This is a genomic window from Kribbella speibonae (genome assembly GCF_004331375.1).
In the GTDB taxonomy this organism is placed as follows: domain Bacteria; phylum Actinomycetota; class Actinomycetes; order Propionibacteriales; family Kribbellaceae; genus Kribbella; species Kribbella sindirgiensis.
This window is the reverse complement of the sequence record NZ_SJKC01000001.1, coordinates 2,156,768-2,179,526: the sequence shown is the minus strand read 5'-3', so window position 1 is coordinate 2,179,526 and position 22,759 is coordinate 2,156,768. Positions and strand designations below refer to the sequence as shown.

The following is a 22,759-nucleotide window of genomic DNA, read 5'->3' as shown; positions in this document are numbered from 1 at the left end:
CGCACCCGCAGCACCCGAGAGCCCCTGGCCCCACCGGCCCGGGGCTCTCTCATCAGCCAGGCAAATGGGGGTGGGGGGTGGGTCACCCGCGTGGGGGAGTTGCCGGGGGTGGTTGGGTGTCTAGGGTTCGGGGCTATGGATGTTGTGGTGTTGCGGCTGGTGAATCTGGTCGTGTTCATGATGATCTTCGTGCCGATCTCGCAGCGGTTGCTGGGGGTGCGGTTCGGGTTCGGGCGGCTTGCGGTCGGTGCGCTGATCACGCTGAGCGTGTCCGGGCCGCTGGCGATCGCGATGATCGGTACGCCGCCGTGGACCGGATCGAACGGCGCCGCGCTCGCGTTCATGGCACTGATCGCGCTCTGCTCGATGCTTGCGGGTCTGGTGTTCCTGGTACTGGCGGAGGCGCTGGTACCGACCGGGTCGTTGCCGCGGGCCCGTGATCTGCGACGGGACCTGAGTGGGCGGCTCGCGCGCACCCGGCGATACCTGCAGATTCTGCGGATCGCGATCAAGCACGGCCTCGGCCCGTATCTGCGCGGCCGCCGCCGCCCCGGCCGCGAGAACGCCGCGGGCCAGGCCGAACTGGCCAGGTCACTGCGGCTCGCACTCGACGAGGCGGGCGTCACGTTCGTCAAGCTCGGCCAGGTGCTGTCGACCCGCAGCGACATCATCCCGGCGGCGGTCGCCGACGAGCTCAGCCGCCTGCAGGACCAGGTCACCGCGGCGCCCTGGCCGGAGATCGAGCAGGTCCTCACCGAGGAACTCGGCGGCCCCCTGGATCAGCTGTACGCCGAGTTCGACCCCGAGCCACTCGCCGCCGCCTCGGTGGCCCAGGTCTACACCGCCCGCCTACACACCTCCGACGATGTGGTGGTGAAGGTGCAGCGGCCTGGGATTGCGGGGGTGGTGGATCGGGATCTCGACATCGTACGGCGGCTTGCGCGGCTGCTGGAGCGGAACACCGACTGGGGACGTGGGATGGGAGTGCGGGCGCTCGCGGACGGGTTCGCGGATGCGATGCGCGAGGAGCTCGACTTCACCGTCGAGGCCGGGAACATGACCACGGTCGCCGCCGGCCACTCCGTTGCCGCGAGCAATGACCTCGTCGTACCGCGGCTGTATCCGGAGCGCTCCACTCGCCGCGTCCTCACCATGCAACGGCTCGACGGCATCGGGCTCGGCAACGCCGGCCAGGCGATCGCCGACCGCGGCCTCGACCCGGCCCGCCTCGGTCGCGCGCTGTTCGAGTGCCTGCTCGGCCAGGTGGCGATCGACGGGGTGTTCCACGCCGACCCGCACCCGGGAAACTTCCTGCTGCTGACCGACGGCCGGATCGGCATGCTCGACCTGGGCTCGGTCGGCCGCCTCGACCCGGCCACCCGCGAGGCGCTGCAACGCTTCCTGCTCGCCATCGATCACGGCGACCCGGTGTCGGCCACCGACGCCCTGCTCGAGATCGTCTACCGCCCGGACGTCATCGACGAACGCGCGCTCGAGCGTTCCGTCGGCCAGTTCATGACCCGGCATCTCGCGGCGGGTGTGACGCTCGGCCCGGCGATGTTCAACGACCTGTTCAAGATCATCACGTCGCACGAACTCGGCGTACCGCCCGAGGTCGCCGCCGTGTTCCGCGCACTCGCCACGATCGAGGGGACGATCTCCCGGATCTCCCCCAGCTTCGACCTGGTCGCGGCGTCGCGTCAGTTCGCCAGCGCTCACGTCACCGACCGGCTCGCGCCCGATGCGCTCCGCCGTACGGCGACCGAGGAGCTCGCGACGCTGCTGCCGATGTTGCGCCGGCTGCCGCGCCGGATCGACCGGATCGCGGCCGCGGCGGAGAGCGGCCGGCTCGGGGTGAACGTTCGCCTCTTCGCCGACGAACGCGATCGCCGGCACTTCACCGGCCTGCTCCACCAAGCGCTGCTAGCAGTGCTAGGTGCGACCGCGGGCATCATGGCCGTCCTGCTACTCGGTACGCCGGGCGGCCCGAAGATCACCGACTCGATGACATTGTTCCAGCTGCTCGGCTACAACCTGCTGGTGATCTGCGCGGTGCTCGTCCTCCGCGTCCTGGTGCTGATCTTCCGGCTCCCGGGAACCCGCCCATCTTGACTTCAACCTAACTTGAACTTCGACGATAACGGGCATGACGACGACCGCCGCCGCTGAGGCCCGCCCCAAGCTGTTCACCGGACAGCATCTGCCACTGGTGCTCGGGGTGATCGGCCTCGTCACCCTCGGCGCGTTCGAGAACCGCGCGGTCGGTACGGCGTTGCCCACGATGGTGCGCGAGTTCGACGCGCTCGGCAGCTTCGGTCTCGCGAACGCGGCGCCGAACGCGAGTTACCTGATCTCGCTCGCGATCGCCGGCCTCTGGTCGGACCGCCGCGGCCCGATCCCGACGCTGCGCGCTGGCGCGATCTCGTTCACCCTCGCGCAGCTCCTGGTCGGTACGGCGACCGCGATGCCGATGGTGATCGCGGGACGGCTGCTCAGCGGCCTGGCCGAGGGGCTGCTCGACGTGTCGTTGATGGTGCTCGTCGCCCGGGCGCTGCCCGCCGTACTGCGGCCGCGGATGTTCTCGTTGTTCGCCGCGATGTGGATCCTGCCGTCGGTCCTCGGACCGGTGCTGACGGGTGTGGTGACGGAGCAGTTCGGCTGGCGCTGGGTCTTCCTCGGCGCGCTCGTGCTGCTGGTTCCGAGCTGGCTGCTGCTCCGCCCGGCGATGCGTCAGTCAGCCGACGCCCCCGCTCCAGAGCGCACCGCCGAGGACGCGGCCGAGCTCCAAGCTTGGCGCGCCGCACTCCCCTGGGCCCTCGCCGCATCCGTCGCACTGTTCTCCATGACACTGGCCGGTGACCACCTGGAAGCGCACCCGGTCCTCGGCGGTACGGCGGTACTCGTAGCGCTAGCAGTGCTAGGACGGGCCGCCGTACGCGTGATGCCCGCCGGAACGTTCACCGCACGACGCGGTTTCCCCGCAGTGGTCGCCGTCCGCGGGCTCGGCGGCGCCGCGTTTGCCGGAGTCGGCGCGTACCTCCCGCTCCTGCTCACCCTGGAGCACAACTTCAGCCCGTCGCGGGCCGGCGTGACGCTGTCGATCACCGGCGTCTGCTGGGCGTTCGGATCGTGGCTGCAGGGTCGTGAGCACGGGATCGAGCGCGTCGTCGTACTGCGGACCGGGCTGGCGTTCATGACGCTCGGGCTGGCAGTGACGTCGCTGCTCGCGTGGACGGACGCGACCACCTGGATCGGCCTGATCGGCTGGGGCTTCGCGGGTATCGGCATGGGGCTCAGCTCCTCGAGCCTGTCGGTGCTCACACTGGACCTCTCCGACCAGAGCAACTCCGGCCGCAACACGAGCGCGGGCCAGATGGCCGCGACGATGAGCATCGCCACCGGGCTGGCGATCAGCGGCACCCTGCTGGCGTTCAATGCCGACGACCCGCAGCCGTGGGTCTTCGGCGTGATCGTCACCGCGGGATCGGTACTGGCGCTTCTCGGATTCCTCGCGGCACCGCGGGCACGGCGCGCCTAGCCACCTTTCGACGCTGATCGAAACTGCGCACAGCGACCATTTTCCGGTCAGAAATCTCCACCTCACGCCTTGACGCGTCTCCCAGGCCGTTTTACGGTGAGGACCGTAATTCCGGCGAGAGGAGCGGCTCGTGAGGAAACTCGTCTTGTTGCTGGCGGCAACTACCATGGTCGCCGGTCTAGTCCAGGTGGGTACGGCGCAGGCCGCCGCACCCGCCGGCGTGTTCCAGGATTTCGAGACCGACGCGGATCTGCAAGGCGCGACCGTCACGTTGCCCCAGGTCGACCGGATCGAGCGCACGGCCGACCCGACGCACGGCGACTCGGGCCTGACGTTCACCGTTGGCCCGTCCAACACACCGGGAGCCAGTGCGTCGTCCGGCATCAACCTGTACGCCGGTACGCCGAGCCTCCCGGTGTCGGACTGGTCCGGCCACACCGTGCTGGGCTTCGACTTCTTCACCGAGCAGGACTACACGGTCGTCGGCCGGATCACCGTCCGGGACCAGTCGAACAAGGCGTGGGGCATGGACTACCCGATCCGCGCCCGCGACTGGACGCCGATCACGCTGCGGATGAGCACGATCGCGGCCGCCGGTGTCGACATCACCCGGATCGCCTACCTCAGCTTCTCGATGCCGCGGGCCAAGACGCAGGTCATCGGTCACTACGACGCGTTCCGGCTCGTCGACAGCTACCCGTACGACCAAACGCCGTACGGCGACAAGGCTGCCGCCCAACTGTTGCGACTGGTCGACTTCAACGGCGTACTGACGAAGCTGGCGGATCAGATCAAGGGGCTTGACCGGTCACTCGGGCACGGGCCCGCGGACGAGCGGCTGAAGGCTCAGGTCCGGGCAGCGGAGGCACAGTGCGCCGAACTGCGCCAGAAGCTCGGCCCGATGACGTACGCGCAGTACCAGCCGTTCAACGCGGGCGTCACCGCGATGCAGCGGACCGTGCCGCGGTTGGCGAACACCATCCAGGCACGAGCGCACGACCGCCGCGCCGACTTCGGCGTCGAGTCCGCCGACTCGATGGCGCTGGTGTACCCGAAGGACCTGCCGTTCACCTCGACCGGTACGGCGCCGACGGTGTCGCTGACCCGTGGCGAGTACGAGAACGTGCAGGCCGTCGTACTGCCGTTCGCCGAGCCGTTGACCGGCGTACAGGCCCGCGTGACGTCCGTGTCCGGCAAGGGCGCGATGCAGGCCACGGTCGCGCCCGTCGGTTCGCTGAACGTGACGCCGACGAACGTGTACCACCGGCCCACGTACGCCGGTTGGACGCCGGACCCGATCCGTGACGACCTGACGTCGGTCGACGTACCCGCGGACACGTTCCAGCCGTACTGGATCCGGCTGAAGGCAGCGAAGACAGCCGCACCCGGCACGTACCACGTGACGGTCGCGTTCTCCGCCGCCGGCAAGCGAACCCGGACCATGACCGTAGCCGCCAAGGTCTGGCCCGTGGCGGCACCCGACGCACCGAAGCTCAACACCACGTTCCAGTTCACGCCCGCGATCGTGAACGACATCTACGGGATCACCGACCCGGCGGCGCAGGAGGCGACCAAGCACCAGTACTGGTCCTTCCTGCACGACTACAAGATCGAGCCGGACCAGCTCTACACCTGCGCGTGCATCCCCTCGAACGCGAACCCGGTGATCGTGCCGACCCCGGTCGAGGACGTGCTGTACATCCGCGACCACTACGGCCTGCGGGACTTCAACGCGTTCTACCTGTGGGCCGGTCTGCTCAACCCGTCCAAGCCGGAGACCTGGCAGGCCCAGATAGACACCTGGATCGCCCAGTTGCGGACCGCGATGGACAGCTACCGCGCGGCCGGTGTCGACAAATATGCATATGTGTACGGCTTCGACGAGGCGAACGGCCCGCTGCTGCAAGCGGCAAAGCAGACCTTCGCCGCGGTCAAGCAGGCGTTCCCGGACCTGCCGATCCTCACGACGCTGCGGGACAACTCGATGGGCGTCGACACCGGACTGGCCGGCCTCGTCGACGTCTGGGTGCCGCAGCAGGATCTGTACAACCAGCAAGTCGCCGAGCGGACCCGCGCTCGCGGCGACCAGGCCTGGTGGTACCCGGACATCGCCACCGGCTCACCGTTGCCGAACTGGTTCAACGGCTACCCGCCGATCGACGCCCGGACGTTGGTCGGGCCAATGTCCTACAAGGCCGGGGTGGAGGGCGTTCTGTACTACGCGACCAACCGCTGGCTCCGCTCCGACCACGCCAACCAGCTGCTGGTGAACGACGGCATCCTGTCCGCGTGGAGGGCGGCGACGTTCAACGGTACGGCGGGTGACGGGTCGATGTTCTACCCGGGACCGAACGGCCCGATGGCGTCGATCCGGCTGGAGAACTTCCGCGACGGAATGGAGGACTACAACCTCCTGTGGCAGTTGCAGCACGACGTACAGAGCAACCCGCAGCTGCCCACGCCGCTGAAGGCCCACGCAGCGAAACTGCTCGCGGCGGACGCCGTGGTCACCGACCAGCGCACGTTCACCGAGGATCCCGCGCGCTACCGCGCCTGGCGCACCGACGTCATCGCCACCCTCACCGCCATAAGGGGTCTAGAGTGAGCGCATGAGTGAGCTCCTGACCGACGACCAGATCGACCTCGCGTTGCGCGACCACCTCCCGGAGTGGAAGGTCGTGGACAACGAACTGGTGCGCAGCGTCAAGAGGGACACGTTCCTGGACGGCATCCGGCTGGTGGCGACCGTCGGGCAGCTCGCGGAGTCGATGAACCACCACCCGGACATGGACATCCGCTACACCACGATCACGTTCCGGGTCAGCAGCCACGAGGCCGGCGGGATCACCGACGACGACCTCGTGCTCGCTCGGCACATCGACACCGCTGCGGGCTAGGAGCCGGCTGACCTCTTCTCGTCATGGCGCTTGTCGGCCACGGCAAGCGCTGGTCTGGTGTGCCCGCAATCCCTTACATCTAAGGGATGACCGTCCTCGGAACTGCCCTGACCGTCCTGATCGCGCTGACTCCTCCGTACGCCGGTGCCGCGGACCCCGGCTGGTTCTGGAACCGCCCGCACTGCGACACCGTGTACGGCGACGGCTCGGTGACGATCACCGAATCCGACGGCGCGACCCTCGCACCGACGACCGGCAAGCTCCGCGCGGTCACGTATGCGAAGGTCGCCGCGCTGCAGGAACCGAACACGCTCGTCAGCATCGGCCGGCAGGCGATCCAGCGCTCGAGTGACGCCGGCTGCAGTTGGCAGTTGCTCGACAAGACACCTGACGACCTGAGCACGTACGACGTACAGCCCGGGCCGGGCGATGCGGCGTACATCTACAGCGTCAACGACCAGCCCATCCATCGCGTGCACGGCTCGCAGGTCAGCACCGTCCTCGGCCCGGTCGCGGGTGGCGGACTGGCTGCGCTGCACGCCCAGCCCGGACGGCTGCGGGTCGTGGCCGGCGACGGGCAGCTGTACGACTCCTCGAACGACGGCGTGACCTGGCAGCGCGTCGGCGTACCGCCTGCTCGTGATCTCTTCGTGTACGACGCCGTGGTGGATCCGCGGAACCCGGATCATGTCGTGGCCGGTGTGATGTCGGACGGGGTGTACGTGACGTTCGACGGCGGGCGTACTTGGACCCGGTCGCGGCCGGTGGAGCGGGTGAACGCGTTCAGTCTGGCGATGTCGCCGGCCGATTCGTCGAAGGTGTGGATGGAGGGGTACGACCGGGACCGGTCGACCCGGTTCATCTGGGAGTCGACCGACGGCGGGCAGAAGTTCCGCGAGGTCCTGGACCAGAGCCGCGCCGACCTCATCAACGGCAACAAGATGTGGGCGTCACCGGTGGACCCCGACCTCCTCTACTTCAGCTACGGCACCTCCTTCGCCAACTTCGGCGCCGACCTCTACCGCTTCGTCCCCTCGACAGGCGCCCTCACGAAGAACCACAACACCTTCGACGGCATCCCGTCGCTGGCCTTCAACCCCGCCGACCCGCAGATCCTCTACCTGGGGCTCGCCGAGGAGCGGTGAGGTGGGGGCGGACCTGCGCCACTCACCAACCCTCACCCAAGGGCGCTCCGAGGACAGGGCTGAGCCTGGACCGCGCGAACTGCCGGTGGTTGGTGAGTGGTGGAGGTCCGCACCTCACGCCTGACGTAACCCGACGAGTACTCTCTCGGTGTCGCGGATGTAGCTCAGTCTGCCGACACCGGGGAGGTCCTGGATCTCGCCGATCGGAGTGCCGCCGGCCGCGCGGGCGCCCTCCAGCGTCGCTTGGAGGTCGTCGACCTCGATCCAGGCGATGGTCGGTTGCGACTGGTACCGGCTGCTCATGATCGCTGCGTCGATCCCCTCCCCCGGCCCGGTCGCCGCGAGCAGGTATCCGTCCGGGACCGGCGCCGGCGTCACCTCCCAGGCGAACACCTCGCGGTAGAACTTCGCGGCCCGATCGTGGTCCTCGGCAACTATCTCGACATGAACGATGCGTCCCATGCCCAGATCCTCACCCGCCGTGCGTGGAGTCGTCTTGGACGGATCTTCCATGCATCAGCGCGGCGATGCCGTTCTGTACGGCGAGAAAGGTCGTCGCGCTGACGCCGGTGTAGCGCTTGAAGTCGCGCGCCGCGTGCGCCTGGTCGTAGTACCCGTGCAACGCCGACAGGGTCGCGGCAGCGTCGGCGGGACCACCGAGCAGCCCGCCGACGAAGTGGTAGTACCGGATGATCTCGGCGTACTGCTTCGGCCCGATCCCGACGCTCCGCCGGAACAGCCGATACAAGGTGCTGTACGACGTACCGCACCGCCGCACCACCTCCGCCACGGCCACCTGGCCCCGCAGCTCGTCGATCGCGCGCACTGCCTCGACGACGACCGGCGGAGCGACCGTCGTCGTCAACCGAACCGCGAGGAAGCCTGCCAGCCGCTCGGCACGCTCCGCGCCGAACGGCACCGCCCGCAACTCCGTCACCAACCCGGCCACCGCATCCGCGCCGACCCAGTCCCCCAGCGGCTGCACCTCGTCCACCAACGCGGTGAGACCGAACGACGCGAGCCCCCACGGCGTGAACTCGACGCCGGCGTAACTCGACGTACCCACCTGTCCGAGCACCTGCGGCCGGGTCATCACCCCGAACACCGAGGCCGCGTTCGGCCACTCGACCTGAGTCACCGGATCATGCCGAGTCCCCGGCTCGCCGAGTGCCACGGCCAGCCCCGGCCGTCCGTTGGGAATCAGAATCTCCTGCCGCAACCGCGGCAACGGCGCCGATTCGACCAGCCAGACGTGGTCAACGACGTCCCGCAACCGCTCAGGAGGAGAGAATCGCTGGTAGCTCACGCCTGAGATCGTAAGTCCCTGGCTCGTTTCCATCAGTTACCGTTGATGAGTGACGAGTGTTGAGGAATATCGCCTGCTCGGGTTCGCCGATGCCGACCGGGAGGCGGCCGAGGCGTTCGCGCCGGATCAGACGGCGGTGAAGGAGCTCGCGGACCAGATCCGCGGCGCGATCGGGAAGCTCGGCACCGAGCCGGACTTCACGATGCCGGAGGACCCGCGGAACTCGGTCCAGGCGTTCCTGGACACCGTGCCGGACATCCGCCGGTTCCACGCGGAGCGCGGGATCCCGGACGACATCAGCTGGGCGACGCTGGCCGACCTGGGACAGCAGCTCAAGGTGAGCCGCCGGACGCACGGCGACTACAGCCTGGAGACGCACTGGTGGTTGACGAACTTCTGGGTCGGCAACATCTACTGGCTCGGGCGCCTGCAGTACATGCTGCACCAGGTCCCGGAGGACAAGCCGGTCCCCGGCACCGAGCCGGGTGAGTGGATCATCGGCGTGCACATCCCGGAGACCGGTCCGCTGACCCCCGAGCTGGTCGACGACAGCATCCAGCAGGCCCGCGAGTTCTTCCCGCGGTACTTCCCGGAGTACCCGGTGCGGACGGCGAACCTGTGGTCCTGGCTGCTCGACCCGTACCTGCTCGACAACCTCCCGCAGGACTCGAACATGGTGAAGTTCGGGCGCCGCTTCACGCCGTACGGGACGCCGAACGACAGCCAGGACAGCGCGATCTTCTTCACGTTCCGCACCCACGGCCTGGACCGTCTCGACGAGCTCCCGCAGGACACCCGTCTACAGCGGCTCGTCGTCGGCCGGATCAAGGACGGCGGCACCTGGCAGAGCGCGTACGGCTACACCAAGCTCTAAAGGCTATGACGGCTGCCGCGGACCACGCGGTACGCCGTACTTCGCCAGCCAGCTCGCCAGCTCCATGTTGGACACGCACCGTACGTCGGGCTGCGTACACGTCTCCGTGACGAACGCGGTCAACGCGTCGGAGTACACGCTGTTGTTCCAGCGGTTGAAGTGGTTGCCGAGGAACAACGGCGGGTTGCCACTCGCGCGCGACTTCGCGAGCGCCTGCCGGTAGGTCGCGAGGACCTGGGCCTTCAACGCCGGTGCCTGGGCGAGCGGTGCCTTGCGCGCCTGGGTCTGTGCGAACCACAAGTTGTAGTCCATCGTCAGCGTCTTCTTCGCGGTTCCGGCCAGGGTCACCGATTCGAGCGGGAAGTTCCACAGCCCGTCGGCCTTCTTCGGCCAGGCGATGTACCCAGGCGCGGAGGCGTCGTACAGCATGCCGCGCTGCGCCATCGCGAGGCGATACGCGGGGCGGTCGCCCTCCAGGCACGGGGTCCGCATGCCCTTCACGGTGGCGGGATCGAACGGCGGCTCGACGGTTTTGCCGGCCGCGAGTGACGGGCCGGTGCGCACCATTTGGTCGAACGCGCTCAGTTCGGCGGTCCACTGGGCGGTGGTCCAGCGGCCGATGCCGGTTGCGCCGCAGAAGTGGCCGTTCGCGTGGGTGCCGATCTCGTGGCCCTCGGCGATCGCCTCTCGCAGTACTTTCGTCCGGCCGAGGATGTTCGCGGTGTCGCCCCAGCCGATGTCGGAGGCGCCGGGTTTCTTGTACGGCGGTTTGTAGTCGGTGCGGTGGTCGCCTGGGTAGAGGTACGGGCCGGAGAGGAAGAACGTCATCCGTGCGTTGACCTGTCGCGCGACCGCCCGCCAGCGGGCCCAGAGCATGAGGTCGCCGGCGCCGTCGAAGGAGACGACTACGAAGAGAGGCGGTTTGCCGCTGGGCAGTCGTCCCGGAAAGGACCGCAGTACAGGGGCTGCTGCCGGTGGCTTGCCTGGCTGCGGCGTCGACGGCTTCGGCGGGGTCGGGTTCGGCGGCGACGCAGTGGTGGTGGGGGTGGGCGTGGGCCCAACGGTGGGGTTGGTCGCGGTGGGTTTGGTCGCGGTGGTCGCGGTGGGTTTGGTCGCAGGAGGTGCGGCGGGAGTGGATGCGGAAGAGGTGGGGGTGGGAGCGCCTTCGAGGGGTACGTCGGCGCATCCGGTCAGGGCCGCTGCGATGACCACCGCGGCGGCCGCGAGGTTTGCCCCAGGCCTCACCACGGGTCTACTGACGCATGAACGTCAGGAAAGGTTGGTGCGGGACACGCGCCCGCGGGGAAACCGGGGCGGGGATCGTTAAGCGCCTGTGACCTTCATCGCGCGGCGCTTGACCACGATCCGGCGGGACGTCTCGACGACGAGACCGATCACCGCGGCCAGGCTCAGGCTGAACGCGAGCCCCTTCAGCTGGTCGTGCGCGAACGCGTCACCGCCGAGGTACCCGAGCAGGGCGACGTACGTGTAGGCGATCGTCACGCCGGCGAAGGTGAAGACGATGAACTTCTTGAACGAGTACCGCGTCGCGCCCGCCGTCAGCGTCGCGACCATCCGGGCGCCCGGGATGTAGCGGACCGTCATCAGGATCAGCCCGCCCCGCGAATGCAGTGCGGCCGAGACCTTCTCGTACAGCTGCTGGCGGCGCTCCTGGCGCTTCATCCAGCGGTGCAGGGCCGGTCCGGAGCCGCGGCCCAGGAAGTAGCAGACGGACTCGCCGATGACCGAGCCGGCCATCGCGACCGCGATGACGAGCGGCAGGTTCTGGTGGCCGGCGGCCGCGGCCATACCGGCCGTGATCACCATGCCCTCGCTGGGCACCACCGGGAACACCGCGTCGATCAGGGCCGCGGCGAACAGGATGAGCAGCAGCCAGTGCGAGGCCATCGCAAGGCCGAGCAGGTGTCGCGCGACCTCTATCAGCTCCGTCACCCGGCCAAGGATGCCATTCATCGTCAAGAGAGCCGCAATCCCACTGATGTGATTCAGGCCTGGTTCACCCGATGTTCAGCCGATGCCACTGGCTGAGGTCAGAGCAGCACAGGGAGTTCGCGGATCGCGTTCATCAGCAGGCTCGGGTGCCGCGGCGGATCCTGCTCGGGTACGGCGAGCCGCAGCCGCGGGAACCGCTCGAACAACAGACCGAGCGCGATCCGGCCCTCGAGCCGCGCGAGTGGGGCGCCGAGGCAGTGGTGGATACCGTGCCCGAACGCGAGGTGCGCGGTGTCGGTCCGGGTGATGTCGAGCTCGTCGGCCCGCTCGACCTTCCGTACGTCGCGGTTCGCCGGGAGCAGCGCGAACACGATCACCTCACCGGCCTCGATCCGGGTCCCGGCGATGTCGATCGGCGCGGCGGCGATGTACGGGATCGCGGCCTGCAGCGGACCGTCGTACCGGAGGAGTTCCTCGACGGCCGTGGGCAGCCGCTCGGGCTCGTTCTTCAGCAGCTCGAGCTGGTCGGGATGTCGAAGCAGAGCGTGCACTCCGTTCGTGATCAGGCTGACCGTCGTCTCGTGGCCGGCCGCGAGCAGCAGGAAGACCATCGAGGTGAGCTCGTCCTCGCTGAGCCGGTCGCTGCCGTCGCGGGTCGCGATCAGGGCGGACAGCAGGTCGTCGGTCGGCGCCTGCTGCTTCTGCACGATCAGCTCGTGGACGAAGGCGAGCATCGAGGTCGTCGCGTCGATGTACTCGTCGGCGGTGTACACGGCGGCGTTCACGAACACCGACGACCAGCGGCGGAAGTCGTCGCGCCGGACGGCCGGAATGCCGATCAGCTCGCAGATGACGGTGATCGGGAGCGGGTAGCTGTACGCGTTCACCAGGTCGACCGGCTCGTCCGCGGCGGCCATCTCGTCGAGCAAGCCGGTGGCGATCTCCCGGATCCTCGGCTCGAGCGCCTCGATCCGGCGCCGGGTGAACGCGGCCGTCACCAGTTTGCGCAGCCGGGTGTGGTCCGGCGGGTTCGCGCCCAGCATGTGCTGTTCGGTGCGCGCGATCAGGTCGTCCATGACGCTGTCGCGGTGCGGCCCGTCCAGCGGCGAGCGCACCACGTCGGGATGGGCGAGCAGCTCGCGCGTCTCGGCGTACCCGGTGACGAGCTGGACGGGTACGCCGGTGAACAGTGTCAGGCGTTGCACCGGGCCTGTGGATGCGAGGTCTTCGAAGCCCCAGTGGCGGGCGATTCCACTGGTTTCCGTGAACGGCTGCCGCATTCAGCCAGCGTACGACCCTTGACAGAACAGTTCACCATTTGGTGAAGTATTGCGCGTGCTGAGTACGACGTTCGGAGCGCTCGCGGACCCGACCCGGCTGGCCGTCGTCGGCCGGCTGAGCCGGGGTGACGCGACGATGGGCGAGCTGGCCGAGCCGCACCGGATCACGCCGCCGGCGATGACCAAGCACGTCACGGTGCTGGTCGACGCCGGGCTGGTGAGCCGGCGGCGGGTCGGTCGTACGGTCGTGTGCTCGCTCCGGCCGGAGGCGTTCTCCGAGGTGGAGCAGTGGCTCGGCGACCTCACGGCGTACTGGAACGGCACCGTGGACCGGTTGGAAGAACTCCTGCGAGGGGACGGCGATGGACACTGAGATCCGGATCGAAAGGGTGCTTCCGGCAACGATCGGACGGGTGTACGACGCCTGGACGCGGGCCGATCTCCTGGTCCAGTGGTACTGCCCGAACCCGAAGCTCGACCTGAAGGTGCAGGCGGACGTCCGCACCGGTGGTTCGTACGTCGTGGAGATGGGGCCGCACGTGGTGCGTGGGACCTACCTCGAGGTGGAGCCACCGCACCGGCTGGTGTTCAGCTGGAAGTGGGACGGCACCGACGACGCGCCGACCCGCGTCGAGGTCGAACTGTCCGAGGTCCCCGACGGCACCCGGATGCTGCTCAGCCACACCGGCTTCCCGACCGCCGAGGACGCCGCGAACCACCGTCAGGGATGGGACCCCGAGGTCCAGCGACTGGCCGAGCTGCTCACCGTTCGCCAGCCCGACCCCGCAACCGATCGAGGATGAGGACGAGGACGACGGTGGTCGCGAGCAGCACCACCGCTTCGGCCGCGGCGGCGAACGCCTGACCGCGGTCGGTCAGCGCGAAGATGCTCACCGGCAGCGTCCGCCACGACGCCGGGTAGACCATGATCGTCGCGCCGACCTCGCCCATGGACAGCGCGACGGACAGGCCGGAGGCCGACGTGATCGCGGGCAGCAGCATCGGCAACCGGACCCGCCACAGCACGCGGGCCGGCGACGCTCCGAGTGACGCCGCGACATCGGCGTACGACGGGTCGATGCGTTGTTGCAGTGCGGCGGACACCGTTCCGTAGCTGAAGGCAACCATCAGTACGAGATGCGCGATCACCACGATCCATTTCGTGCCGTTGAGCAGGATCGGCTGGCGGGAGAACGCGACCAGCAGGCCGAGCCCGACCACCACGGACGGTACGGCGATCGGCAGGTGATGCATCGCGTCCGCGACCCGCTGGAAGCGGGTGCCCGCGGCCGACAGGGCGCCCCAGGTCCCGAAGACGACCGCCAGGAGGCCGGCGATGAACGCGGTCTGCAGGCTGACCGACAGCGAGGCCAGTTCGTCGCCGTTCAGCGCTTGTCTCAGGTGATCTGCGGTTGGGTCCGACGGCAAGACGCCGTTCCAGGAGCCGGCGAACGCGGCCGCGATCACGACGACGAACGGTGCGAGGAACAGCAGTCCGAAGACGACGGCGAACACGGTCCAGACGATCGCTTTGCCGCTCCTAGTCCAGACGAGCACGGCGGCCTCCCAGTGCCACTCGAAGTACGGCGTACAGGCCGAGGGACAGCGCGATCTGTACGACGGCGATCACGCAGGCACCTGGATAGTCGAACATCACGATGCCCTTGGTGTGCACCAGCATCGGGAGCGTGGTGGTGCCCTTCGCGCCGAGGAACAGGACGATGCCGAACTCGTTCAGCGTCAGCAGGAGCGTGAGGCTGCCGCCGGCGACGAGGGCTGGTCGTACTTCGGGCAGGACGATCTGCCGCAGTACTCGCCACGGTCCCGCGCCGAGACTTGCCGCCACGTCGAGTTGTGCGCGGGGCAGTCGGCTCATTGCCGCGAGCAACGGTCGCAGGACGAAGGGTGTGTAGAAGGTGATCTCCGCCAGTACGACGGCCCAGGGCGAGGCGAGGAAGCCGCCGGCGCGAAGGATGCCGGTGGCGCCGTAGATGAACGTGAACGAGAGTGCGACGAGGAACGACGGGAGCGCGAGCATCGTGTCCACGAGTCCGGCGACGATGCGAGCGCCCGGGAACGGCACGAAGCTGATCACGACGGCTAGGAAGGTGCCGACCACGAGACAGCCCGCGGTTGAGCTCGCGGCGATCTGCACGGTGCGCAGGAGGGCATTCCGGAACTCTGCCGATCCGACGACCTCACCCCACGCCGGAGCGGACTCCACCGCGACCAGCACCAACGGGTAGACGACGAGGACGGCGATCAGCAGGAGCGGCGGCAACACCCACAACCACTTCCCGTCCCGCCGCCGCTGAGACTCCCTGACCGCAGGGACCCCCAACAACTCAACAGCCATCAGCCCGCCTCCGCCGGCACCAGGCTGCAACCCTCCACCGGCAGCGCCACCACAACCCGCTCCCCCACCCCAGGCACCCACCGATCCACCGGCACCTCGACCCGCACATCCCCCACCCCGTCAACCTCACACACAACCTGACTAACGGCACCACGCCACTGCACCGCCACCACCCGCCCGACAACCCGAACCCCACTCACCTCATCACCACGGCTCGGGGACTCCAGGCGGATTGCGTGTGGCCGGATGCACAGCAGGCTCTTGTCGCGCGCTGCTTGCAGTCCCGGGACTAGCTGGCCGGCCAGCTTCACGCTGTCGCCGGACGTCTCCACCGGGAGCAGGTTCGCGCCTCCCAGGAACGAAGCGGTGAAGGCTGACGGCGGAGCGGCGTACAGGTCGGCCGCCGGGGCCACGTCGACCAGACGAGCGTCCCGCATGACAGCGATCCGGTCCGCCAGCACCAGCGCCTCGGACTGGTCGTGGGTCACGTACACGATCGCGATGTCCGGCACCTCCCGCCGCAGCTTCTGCAGTTCGCCGAGCATGTCCGCTCGCAGTCGCGCGTCCAGCGCCGCCAGCGGCTCGTCGAGCAGCAGCACCGACGGCCGGATCGCGAGCGCCCGCGCGATCGCGACCCGCTGCTGCTGCCCGCCCGACAATTCCCGCGGAAACCGCCGCGCATACGACGTCATTCCGACCATCTCGAGCATCTCGCCGACTCGGCGGACGACCTCGGCCCTCGGTTTCCGCGCCGCCCGCAGCCCGAACGCGACGTTGTCCGCGACCCGCAGATGCGGGAACAGCGCGTACTGCTGGACCACCACGCCGATCCCGCGCTTCGCCGGCGGCAGGTCGGTGACGTCGCTACCGCCCAGCCGAATCCGCCCCCGGCTCGGCCGGACGAATCCCGCCACCGCCTTCAACGCGGTCGACTTCCCGGAGCCCGACGGCCCGAGCAGCGCGACCGTCTCACCGGCCGCGACGCTCAGATCGAACCCTTCCAAGGCGCACGTCCTGCCGAAGTGGACCGTCACGTCCTCGAGCTCAACCGTCATCCGACAGCCTTCGTGTACGCCGCTACGTCCGCGTCGAGCTCGCTCAGCACCGCGGACCAGTCCGGCTGCCAGACCTCGACACCCTGCGTCGACTTCTGGACCGCCAGGAAGTTCGCGTCCGCAGGCTTCACGTCGTCCCGCGCGGGCAGCCCGAACGCGTTTTCCGAAACCGTTTTCTGCGCGTCGACCGAGAGCAGGTACGCCATCAGTTGTTTGCCGCCGTCAACGTTCGGCGCACCGGCGCCGAGACCCATCACGTACGGCAGCGCCACCGTCGTCCGCTTGCCGTCCGCGGCCGCCGGGAAGAAGATGCTGAACGCCGACTTGTCGTTCGCGATCGACGCCGCGTTCATCTGCACGTCGCCGTTCGCGACCAGCAACTCGCCCTTGCTGACCTTCGGCTGTAGCTTGCCGGTCGACGCGGACGGGCCGACGTTGTTGGTCTCCAGCTTCTTCAGGTAGTCCAGTGCGCCCTGCTTCCCGAGCAGGTGCTGAAGCAACAGCAGTACGGCGGTGCCGTCCCCGGCCTGCCCGGGCGTCGAGTACTGCAGTTTGCCCTTGAACTTCGGGTCGAGCAGATCGTCGAACGTCTTCGGCGTACCCGCCTTCTGATTCGCGATGAAGCACAGGTAGTTGTCGACGACCGCGACATAGTCGTCACCCTTGACGCCCTGCACGTGATCGCTGCCCGGTACGTCGTACTTCTGCAGCAGACCGTCCTGGGACGCCTTCTGGATGAACGGCGGCAGCGTCACTACGACGTCGGCCTGGGGATTCGACTTCTCCTTCTGCAGCCGCGACACCACCTCGCCGGAGCCGGCCTCGACCGTCTGGACCTTGATCCCGGTCTGCTGGGTGAACGCGTCGAAGCGGGTCTTGTACCCGTCGGCGAGACCGTCCGCGGTGTAGACGGTGACGGTCTTCGCCCCGCCGTCGCCGGTGGACGCGGCTCCGGTGCCACCACACGCGGCCGTTCCGGCGAGCAACAGGGTGGCGGCGAGCAGGGTCTTCAGTGCCTTCACTTCTCGATCCTTCCGATAGCGTCGAACGTCGCCTCGGCGATCGCGGGCGACATGGTCATCCCGCGCCCGCCGGGACCGGTCACCAGGTGCACGCCGTCGGCGACTTCGCGCCGAACGATCACCTCGTCGCCGGTCGCCTGCGAATACACACCGGCCCAGCGCCGCACGATCGTGGGCAGCTTGCGGCCGAGCAGGTGCTCCGCGGTGTCCTGCAGGTAGTCGTACGGATCGCTCTGTACGTCGAATCCGAACGGCTCGTCGTATTCGTGGGTGTCGCCAATCGTCAGTCCGCCGTGCGTCCGCTGCACCATCAGCAGCTGCATCTTGTGATCGGCCGCGATCGGGTCCTGCGGGGCCAGCTCGTCGAGGGCCGCCCCGTCGTACGCCGGGTAGTACCGGAAGCTGTCCGCGTCGGCGACCGCGGTCGTCAGCGTGTCGTCGAGCGGCGCCGTCTGCATCATCTGCAGGCGCACCCGGCGTACCGGAAGGTCGTCGATGAGTTCCCGGATCAGCCCGCTGTGCCACGCACCCGTACAGAGAACGACGACGTCGGCCGCGTGCGTCGTACCGTGGTCGTCGACGACCCGGCCGGCGTGGACGTTGCGCACTTCCCGTCCGCCGAGGAACTGGTAGCGGTTCGTCTTCAGCAGCTCGGCCCGGAGCGCCGGCAGCACCTCACGCGGCTCGACGATCGCGTCCCGCGTACACCACAACGCACCGAGCAGGTCGCCCTTCAAGGCAGGGTTGCGTTCGCGGGTCTGCTCCGCGTCGAGCACCTGGAACCCGCGGGCCGCCGCGTCCGGTCGCGCCGCGGCCTCCTTGGCGACCGCCAGCTCGGCCTCGGTCCGGCAGACCGTCAGAGAGCCGGCCGGACGGACGCCGACGCCGGGCACCTCGGCCCACAGATCACGGGCGCGTTGGGCCAGCTCGATCTCGGCCCCGTCGGCGCGGCCGCTGACCCAGACCAGGCCGAAGTTCCGCACACTCGCGCCGCGCGCCTCGAGTTCCCGTTCGACCTGCAGCACCTCGTGCCCCCGCCGTACCGCTTGCCAGGCATGAAACGTGCCCAGCACCCCACCACCCACCACAACCACCCGCATACCGGCTCCTCTCGTCGGGACCAAGATTGGTCCGGACCAATGAAGCTAGCGTGCGGGAAGGGCGACCGGTCCGTGAACAGTCGGGGAACTAGGGGCGGAGCGTGGCGCGGAAGCCGACGCGGTCGCCGCGGTAGAGGGAGCGGACGACCTCGATGGGTTCGCCGGCGGTGTCGCGGCTGTTGCGGTGCAGGAGGAGCATCGGCAGCGACTGGGTGGCCTTCAGGAGCTCGGCCTCGCGCGGGGTCGCGATCACCGTCTCGACCAGCTCCTCGCCGTCACCGAACCGCACCCCGAGCTGACCGGTCAGGCACCGGTACAGCGAGCCGGTCGGATCCAGCACCTCACGCAACGTCGGGAAGCGCGCGACCGAGAGGTACGTCGTCTCGAGCCCGATCGGCTGCCCGTCCGCGAACAGCACCCGCTCGAGCCGGTGCACCGGATCCCCCTCGGCGACCTTGAGCTGCTCCGCGAGGTCCGCGTCGGCGATCACCTCGTCGAACGCGACCACCTCACGCCCCGGCGTATGCCCCTGGGCCCGCAACGCCTCGGTGTAACTGACCAGCGCCAGCGGCTGCACCAGCTTCGGCGTCGCGACGAACGTTCCCTGACCCTGCCGCGCCCGCAGCCGGCCGTCGGCGATCAGCTCCCGGATCGCCTGCCGCATGGTCCACCGGGACACCCCGAACTCCTTGGCGAGCACCCGCTCCGGCGGCAACGCCGCTCCCTCGCCCAGCCGCTCCAGCACGTCCACCAGCTTGGTCTTCACCACGAAATGCAGCGGCTCACTCACAGTGCCGACAATAGTCGAGCCCCGGGCGGCAACCCGGGGCTCATGCGGATGGATGGAACAGTTTGGCGGAACTCAGCTGCCGGACTTGCGCCGGAACTGGCGCTTCTGCTTGTCGTTGTGCGCGTCGCCGACGCCCTGCCCCCGCACTCCGGATCCCGGATGCGAGTGCTTCCCGGCGTTCTTCTTCTCGAGCGCTTCCCGAAACTTCTTCTGCAGATCGTCCGCCGGCTCGCTGGACTTGTCGCTCATACCGTCTCCTTCACAAACCGTAGGCGTACGGACCCCACGCTAACCGAGGGTGAGTGCCGCCGCGAGTGGATTCCAGCTCGCGGAAACCCCCGGCGGCCGCCTGGGTGCCGCTGTTAGGTTCGTCGTACGTCGAGGGAGGGATACGGAATGCTGGTCAGCAACGAGGCACTGCTCGGGATCGCCCTGGTCGAGCTGGGTCTGGTGATCGTGCCGGGACCGAACATGATCTACCTGATCTCCCGCTCGATCGCCCAGGGCCGCCGCGCGGGCCTGATCTCGCTGGCCGGCGTCGGCCTCGGCTTCCTCACGTACTTGCTCGCGGCAAGCGCCGGCCTCGCGACCCTCTTCGCGCTGGTCCCTGAGATCTACGTCGCACTGAAGCTGGCCGGCGCGGCGTACCTGCTCTGGCTCGCGTGGCAGGCGTTCCGCCCCGGTGGTACGTCGGTCTTCGCCACCCAGGAACTCGAGCCGGACCGCCCGCGCAAACTGTTCGGCATGGGTCTGCTCACCTGCCTGCTGAACCCGAAAATCGCGATCCTCTACATCTCGCTGCTCCCCCAGTTCCTGGATCCGTCCCGCGGTCATGTCGGTCTGCAGAGCATGATCCTCGGGCTCACCCAGCTCACGGTCGGCGTGGCCATGAACGCCGTCTTCGTGATCACCGCCGGCTCGGTCGCCGTGTTCCTGTCCCGCCGCCCGACCTGGATGCGTATCCACCGCTACCTCACCGGCACCGCCCTGGCGGTCTTCGCCATCCGCCTGGCCACCGACCGCGCCCGCCCCCTCGCCACCCACTGAGAACTGTCCGACCCGGCGGCTAGCCTCGGGCGGGATGAACGATTTCGTTGCCTCGTCCCTCGATCGGCTCGTCACAGCCTGGAGCACCGGGCCGGTCGCCGACCTCGTCCGTGATCGCGGACTGCCCGCGATCACCCGCGAGTACCTACTCGACACGTTCGCCTGGCAACGCGCCGAGGACGCCACGCGTGCGCTGACCGAGCACTTCGCCGGCGCCCGCTTCGCCGACGAGGTCGAGTACGGCGTACTCCTCGTCCCGGACCCTTCGAAGCTGGACACGCGCGGACCGTTGCCTCGTGAGCTGCCGTCACCCGATGTGTTCGACGAGCGCCTGCCGGCCGGGGTCGCGCTCCCGGGCGATCGTCCGTGGCAGCTCGTGGCGACCGTGATCGGGTCGTACGGCCCGTCGCTCGGCAGCTACAACGACGTGATCACCGCGGACGATTTCATCGTGGACGGGCAGGACACCAGGCAATGGATGACCCGCCAGGTGTGGGGCGCGCGCGTGCTGCAGTGTGGTGCGACGCCGCCGGACTGCGAGAACAACGAGCGGTGGACCTTCACGCTGTTCCCCGGTGAAGACCTGGTCGACGGGCAGGCCGAGTCCGGGACGGTACTGAAGGGCAAGGTCCGGTTCCGGCTGGGTAAACCGGACCGTGGGATCGGATCAGCTCGGGTCGCCCCTGCAGTCCTGGTCTAAATCGTGTGCAGCGGTCGTGTGGCTCCCGGATACTTCTGGGCGTGATGCACGAAGGGCAGTTGGAGGTAACGGTCGAGCTCGTCGAAGGGCTCGTCAAGGATCAGTTCCCGGACTGGAGTGCGCTCGCGGTGCGCGCCGTACCGTCGCACGGGACCGTCAACGCGGTGTTCCGGATCGGTGACGAACTGGCCGCCCGGTTCCCGATCCAGCCCGGTGACGTGGCGGAAGTGCAGCGGGAACTCGAGGACGAGGCCGATGCGGCGCGGCGGTTGCGCGCGATGTCGCCGTACCCGACTCCTGCGCCGGTCGCGATCGGTACGCCGGGCGCTGGTTATCCGCTGCCGTGGGCGGTGCAGACCTGGGTGGACGGCACGATCGCGTACGACGCCGATGTCGCCGGATCAACCGCGTTCGCCGAGGATCTCGCGCGTTTCGTGCTCGCCTTGCGGGCGCATCCGACCGACGGACGCGTCTTCACCAGTTCTGGGCGTGGCGGGCTGCTGACCTCGCAGGACGAGTGGGTCGCGGACTGCCTGGAGCGCAGTCGCCGGATGATCGACGTCGACGCCCTGACCCGGTTGTGGGCCGACCTGCGGACGACGCCGCGCACCGAACCCGACAGGTGGACGCATCGCGACCTGATGCCCGGCAACCTGCTCGCCAAGGACGGTCGGCTGGCCGGGGTGATCGACGTCGGCATGTTCACGGTCTCGGACCCGGCGATGGACCTGCAGCCCGCGTGGAACCTCTTCGACCCCACCGCCCGCGAGGCGTTTCGCACCGCGCTCGGCAGCGACGACGTCGACTGGCGCCGCGGCATGGGCTGGGCGTTCGCCCAGGCCATCGGCTGCCTCTGGTACTACGTCGAAACCAACCCGGTCATGTCCCGCACCGCCCACCACACCCTGACCGCGCTGCTCAAAGCCGCCTAGCGACGAAGACGAACTCCTTGCCGGGGCGGTCCGGCGCGTCCCGTACGTCGTCGACCGCGAACCCGGCCGCGGTGAGCGACTGCTCGAGCTCATCACGTTCCCGGAACCGCAGCGTCGAGTCCGAGGTGAGTACGGCGCCGTCGGACGAGAACACGTACGTACCGCGGAACGACACGAACGGCAGCTCGACCGAGAGCAACTCACCCCAGGTCTCCACCGTCCCGCCCTCCGCGACCGGCGCCACCTGGTGCGTGTTCTCCCGCGTCCACTTCCCCCATTCCTCCCACACCCGCGCCGCGGGATCCCGCGTCTCGAACACGAAACGGCCGCCCGTGGCCAACGCCGCATGCACCCCGCGCAACGTCGCGGCCCAGTCCTCATCAGTCAGGAACACCTGCGCCACGTTCCCCGTCATCACCGCGAGGTCCGCCTCGAGCGGCGGCAACGTCGTCGCGTCCCCGTGGATCCAGCGCACCCGATCCGCAAACTCCTTGCCCCGAGCAACCTCCAGCGAAGCCTCCGCCGGATCGACGCCGACAACGTCCACCCCGTCACCCGCCAGCAGACAAGCCAGCACGCCCGTCCCACACCCCACATCCACCACCCGCCGCGCGGCGAACTCCCCCACCATCGCCACGTAATGCTCCAGATCCACCCGATCCGGCTCAAACCCGTCATACACCGCAGCCAGCCGACCTACCCCAAACTTGGCATCAACCATGCCGATCACGCTAGCCCGCCCACCCTCCACCCAGCGACCGCAT

24 protein-coding genes are annotated in these 22,759 nt (G+C 68.8%); 11 read left to right on the top strand and 13 right to left on the bottom strand.

From position 1 onward, the window contains the following. The first annotated feature begins 135 nt into the window (after window positions 1-135). The 5 genes from E0H92_RS11030 (at window position 136) to E0H92_RS11010 (ending at window position 7,580) form a co-directional block, all read left to right on the top strand. On the top strand, window positions 136-2,112 hold the full coding sequence (locus E0H92_RS11030) for an ABC1 kinase family protein (RefSeq protein ID WP_131496146.1): 1,977 nt from the start codon (window positions 136-138) through the stop codon (window positions 2,110-2,112). 34 nt (window positions 2,113-2,146) lie between these two features. Next, a complete protein-coding gene (locus tag E0H92_RS11025) occupies window positions 2,147-3,538 on the top strand; it encodes an MFS transporter (protein ID WP_131496145.1) in 1,392 nt (463 codons plus the stop codon). 130 nt (window positions 3,539-3,668) lie between these two features. Next, window positions 3,669-6,143, top strand: coding sequence for a DUF4091 domain-containing protein (locus E0H92_RS11020; protein WP_131496144.1), 2,475 nt, complete (start codon window positions 3,669-3,671; stop codon window positions 6,141-6,143). A 4-nt stretch (window positions 6,144-6,147) separates the two neighbouring features. Then, window positions 6,148-6,435: a 4a-hydroxytetrahydrobiopterin dehydratase gene (locus E0H92_RS11015; protein WP_131467271.1), complete on the top strand. Its 288-nt coding sequence runs from the start codon at window positions 6,148-6,150 to the stop codon at window positions 6,433-6,435. A gap of 86 nt (window positions 6,436-6,521) precedes the next feature. Next, the gene (locus E0H92_RS11010) at window positions 6,522-7,580 is read left to right on the top strand and encodes a WD40/YVTN/BNR-like repeat-containing protein (RefSeq protein ID WP_131496143.1); all 1,059 of its coding nucleotides are present in this window, start codon (window positions 6,522-6,524) and stop codon (window positions 7,578-7,580) included. 114 nt (window positions 7,581-7,694) lie between these two features. Here E0H92_RS11010 and E0H92_RS11005 read toward each other — a convergent pair whose 3' ends face one another. Both E0H92_RS11005 and E0H92_RS11000 read right to left on the bottom strand, forming a co-directional pair. Next, a complete protein-coding gene (locus E0H92_RS11005) occupies window positions 7,695-8,042 on the bottom strand; it encodes a VOC family protein (protein ID WP_131467269.1) in 348 nt (115 codons plus the stop codon). A gap of 10 nt (window positions 8,043-8,052) precedes the next feature. Further along, complete coding sequence (locus E0H92_RS11000; RefSeq protein ID WP_165549742.1) at window positions 8,053-8,886, bottom strand: helix-turn-helix domain-containing protein; 834 nt, start codon at window positions 8,884-8,886, stop codon at window positions 8,053-8,055. A 49-nt stretch (window positions 8,887-8,935) separates the two neighbouring features. Here E0H92_RS11000 and E0H92_RS10995 point away from each other — a divergent pair, with 49 nt between their 5' ends. Continuing rightward, window positions 8,936-9,760 carry an acyltransferase domain-containing protein gene (locus E0H92_RS10995; protein ID WP_131496141.1) on the top strand — a complete coding sequence of 275 codons (825 nt, stop codon included), beginning with the start codon at window positions 8,936-8,938 and terminating at the stop codon, window positions 9,758-9,760. A gap of 3 nt (window positions 9,761-9,763) precedes the next feature. Here the strand turns inward: E0H92_RS10995 and E0H92_RS10990 are convergent, their stop codons facing one another. From E0H92_RS10990 to E0H92_RS10975, 3 genes are all read right to left on the bottom strand, one after another. Next, a complete protein-coding gene (locus E0H92_RS10990; RefSeq protein WP_165549741.1) occupies window positions 9,764-11,005 on the bottom strand; it encodes a polysaccharide deacetylase family protein in 1,242 nt (413 codons plus the stop codon). Between the two features lie 78 nt (window positions 11,006-11,083). Beyond that, window positions 11,084-11,713: a DedA family protein gene (locus E0H92_RS10980; RefSeq protein WP_131496139.1), complete on the bottom strand. Its 630-nt coding sequence runs from the start codon at window positions 11,711-11,713 to the stop codon at window positions 11,084-11,086. A 98-nt stretch (window positions 11,714-11,811) separates the two neighbouring features. Then, on the bottom strand, window positions 11,812-12,993 hold the full coding sequence (locus tag E0H92_RS10975; protein ID WP_131496138.1) for a cytochrome P450 family protein: 1,182 nt from the start codon (window positions 12,991-12,993) through the stop codon (window positions 11,812-11,814). A 55-nt stretch (window positions 12,994-13,048) separates the two neighbouring features. On the opposite strand from E0H92_RS10975, the gene E0H92_RS10970 reads away from it, so the two are divergent. Continuing rightward, a complete protein-coding gene (locus E0H92_RS10970) occupies window positions 13,049-13,366 on the top strand; it encodes an ArsR/SmtB family transcription factor (protein WP_131285674.1) in 318 nt (105 codons plus the stop codon). Further along, window positions 13,356-13,796, top strand: coding sequence for an SRPBCC family protein (locus E0H92_RS10965; protein WP_131496137.1), 441 nt, complete (start codon window positions 13,356-13,358; stop codon window positions 13,794-13,796). Before E0H92_RS10970 ends, E0H92_RS10965 begins: the two co-directional genes overlap by 11 nt. On the opposite strand, the gene E0H92_RS10960 is transcribed toward E0H92_RS10965, so the two are convergent. The 7 genes from E0H92_RS10960 to E0H92_RS44100 all read right to left on the bottom strand — a co-directional run bounded on the left by E0H92_RS10960 (window position 13,756) and on the right by E0H92_RS44100 (window position 19,565). Continuing rightward, window positions 13,756-14,550 (bottom strand): ABC transporter permease, encoded by a 795-nt coding sequence (locus E0H92_RS10960; RefSeq protein WP_131496136.1) that lies wholly within the window; start codon window positions 14,548-14,550, stop codon window positions 13,756-13,758. The genes E0H92_RS10965 and E0H92_RS10960 overlap by 41 nt on opposite strands. After that, complete coding sequence (locus tag E0H92_RS10955) at window positions 14,534-15,349, bottom strand: 2-aminoethylphosphonate ABC transporter permease subunit (RefSeq protein WP_131467260.1); 816 nt, start codon at window positions 15,347-15,349, stop codon at window positions 14,534-14,536. Before E0H92_RS10955 ends, E0H92_RS10960 begins: the two co-directional genes overlap by 17 nt. Then, window positions 15,349-16,404, bottom strand: coding sequence for an ABC transporter ATP-binding protein (locus tag E0H92_RS10950; protein WP_131496135.1), 1,056 nt, complete (start codon window positions 16,402-16,404; stop codon window positions 15,349-15,351). Before E0H92_RS10950 ends, E0H92_RS10955 begins: the two co-directional genes overlap by 1 nt. Next, window positions 16,401-17,426, bottom strand: coding sequence for a 2-aminoethylphosphonate ABC transporter substrate-binding protein (locus E0H92_RS10945; protein WP_131496134.1), 1,026 nt, complete (start codon window positions 17,424-17,426; stop codon window positions 16,401-16,403). Before E0H92_RS10945 ends, E0H92_RS10950 begins: the two co-directional genes overlap by 4 nt. Further along, complete coding sequence (locus tag E0H92_RS10940) at window positions 17,423-18,526, bottom strand: TIGR03364 family FAD-dependent oxidoreductase (RefSeq protein ID WP_131467257.1); 1,104 nt, start codon at window positions 18,524-18,526, stop codon at window positions 17,423-17,425. Before E0H92_RS10940 ends, E0H92_RS10945 begins: the two co-directional genes overlap by 4 nt. 88 nt (window positions 18,527-18,614) lie before the next feature. Further along, window positions 18,615-19,316 (bottom strand): GntR family transcriptional regulator, encoded by a 702-nt coding sequence (locus E0H92_RS10935; RefSeq protein ID WP_131496133.1) that lies wholly within the window; start codon window positions 19,314-19,316, stop codon window positions 18,615-18,617. A 72-nt stretch (window positions 19,317-19,388) separates the two neighbouring features. Then, window positions 19,389-19,565: a DUF5302 domain-containing protein gene (locus E0H92_RS44100; RefSeq protein WP_157996243.1), complete on the bottom strand. Its 177-nt coding sequence runs from the start codon at window positions 19,563-19,565 to the stop codon at window positions 19,389-19,391. Between the two features lie 147 nt (window positions 19,566-19,712). Between E0H92_RS44100 and E0H92_RS10930 the strand changes: the two genes are divergently transcribed. From E0H92_RS10930 to E0H92_RS10920, 3 genes are read left to right on the top strand one after another with little or no spacing between them, the layout of a single operon-like run. After that, on the top strand, window positions 19,713-20,363 hold the full coding sequence (locus tag E0H92_RS10930; RefSeq protein ID WP_202873570.1) for a LysE family translocator: 651 nt from the start codon (window positions 19,713-19,715) through the stop codon (window positions 20,361-20,363). Between the two features lie 34 nt (window positions 20,364-20,397). After that, entirely contained in the window at window positions 20,398-21,063 is a 666-nt protein-coding gene (locus tag E0H92_RS10925) for a hypothetical protein (RefSeq protein WP_131467255.1), read from the top strand. Window positions 21,064-21,107: 44 nt separating this feature from the next. Continuing rightward, on the top strand, window positions 21,108-21,995 hold the full coding sequence (locus tag E0H92_RS10920) for an aminoglycoside phosphotransferase family protein (protein WP_131496496.1): 888 nt from the start codon (window positions 21,108-21,110) through the stop codon (window positions 21,993-21,995). Here E0H92_RS10920 and E0H92_RS10915 read toward each other — a convergent pair. Then, window positions 21,982-22,716 (bottom strand): class I SAM-dependent DNA methyltransferase, encoded by a 735-nt coding sequence (locus E0H92_RS10915; protein WP_131496132.1) that lies wholly within the window; start codon window positions 22,714-22,716, stop codon window positions 21,982-21,984. The two genes, E0H92_RS10920 and E0H92_RS10915, sit on opposite strands and share 14 nt — an antisense overlap. Between the last annotated feature and the right edge of the window lie 43 nt (window positions 22,717-22,759).

Bases quoted from the DNA above. Each gene is read 5' to 3' on its own strand.
- E0H92_RS10965 (WP_131496137.1), top strand. From the start codon at position 13,356: ATGGACACTGAGATCCGGATCGAAAGGGTGCTTCCGGCAACGATCGGA.
- E0H92_RS10940 (WP_131467257.1), bottom strand. From the start codon at position 18,526: ATGCGGGTGGTTGTGGTGGGTGGTGGGGTGCTGGGCACGTTTCATGCC.
- E0H92_RS11025 (WP_131496145.1), top strand. From the start codon at position 2,147: ATGACGACGACCGCCGCCGCTGAGGCCCGCCCCAAGCTGTTCACCGGA.
- E0H92_RS10950 (WP_131496135.1), bottom strand. From the start codon at position 16,404: ATGACGGTTGAGCTCGAGGACGTGACGGTCCACTTCGGCAGGACGTGC.
- E0H92_RS10975 (WP_131496138.1), bottom strand. From the start codon at position 12,993: ATGCGGCAGCCGTTCACGGAAACCAGTGGAATCGCCCGCCACTGGGGC.
- E0H92_RS11005 (WP_131467269.1), bottom strand. From the start codon at position 8,042: ATGGGACGCATCGTTCATGTCGAGATAGTTGCCGAGGACCACGATCGG.
- E0H92_RS10955 (WP_131467260.1), bottom strand. From the start codon at position 15,349: ATGGCTGTTGAGTTGTTGGGGGTCCCTGCGGTCAGGGAGTCTCAGCGG.
- E0H92_RS11030 (WP_131496146.1), top strand. From the start codon at position 136: ATGGATGTTGTGGTGTTGCGGCTGGTGAATCTGGTCGTGTTCATGATG.
- E0H92_RS10925 (WP_131467255.1), top strand. From the start codon at position 20,398: ATGAACGATTTCGTTGCCTCGTCCCTCGATCGGCTCGTCACAGCCTGG.
- E0H92_RS10920 (WP_131496496.1), top strand. From the start codon at position 21,108: ATGCACGAAGGGCAGTTGGAGGTAACGGTCGAGCTCGTCGAAGGGCTC.
- E0H92_RS10915 (WP_131496132.1), bottom strand. From the start codon at position 22,716: ATGGTTGATGCCAAGTTTGGGGTAGGTCGGCTGGCTGCGGTGTATGAC.
- E0H92_RS11010 (WP_131496143.1), top strand. From the start codon at position 6,522: ATGACCGTCCTCGGAACTGCCCTGACCGTCCTGATCGCGCTGACTCCT.
- E0H92_RS10930 (WP_202873570.1), top strand. From the start codon at position 19,713: ATGCTGGTCAGCAACGAGGCACTGCTCGGGATCGCCCTGGTCGAGCTG.
- E0H92_RS44100 (WP_157996243.1), bottom strand. From the start codon at position 19,565: ATGAGCGACAAGTCCAGCGAGCCGGCGGACGATCTGCAGAAGAAGTTT.
- E0H92_RS11015 (WP_131467271.1), top strand. From the start codon at position 6,148: ATGAGTGAGCTCCTGACCGACGACCAGATCGACCTCGCGTTGCGCGAC.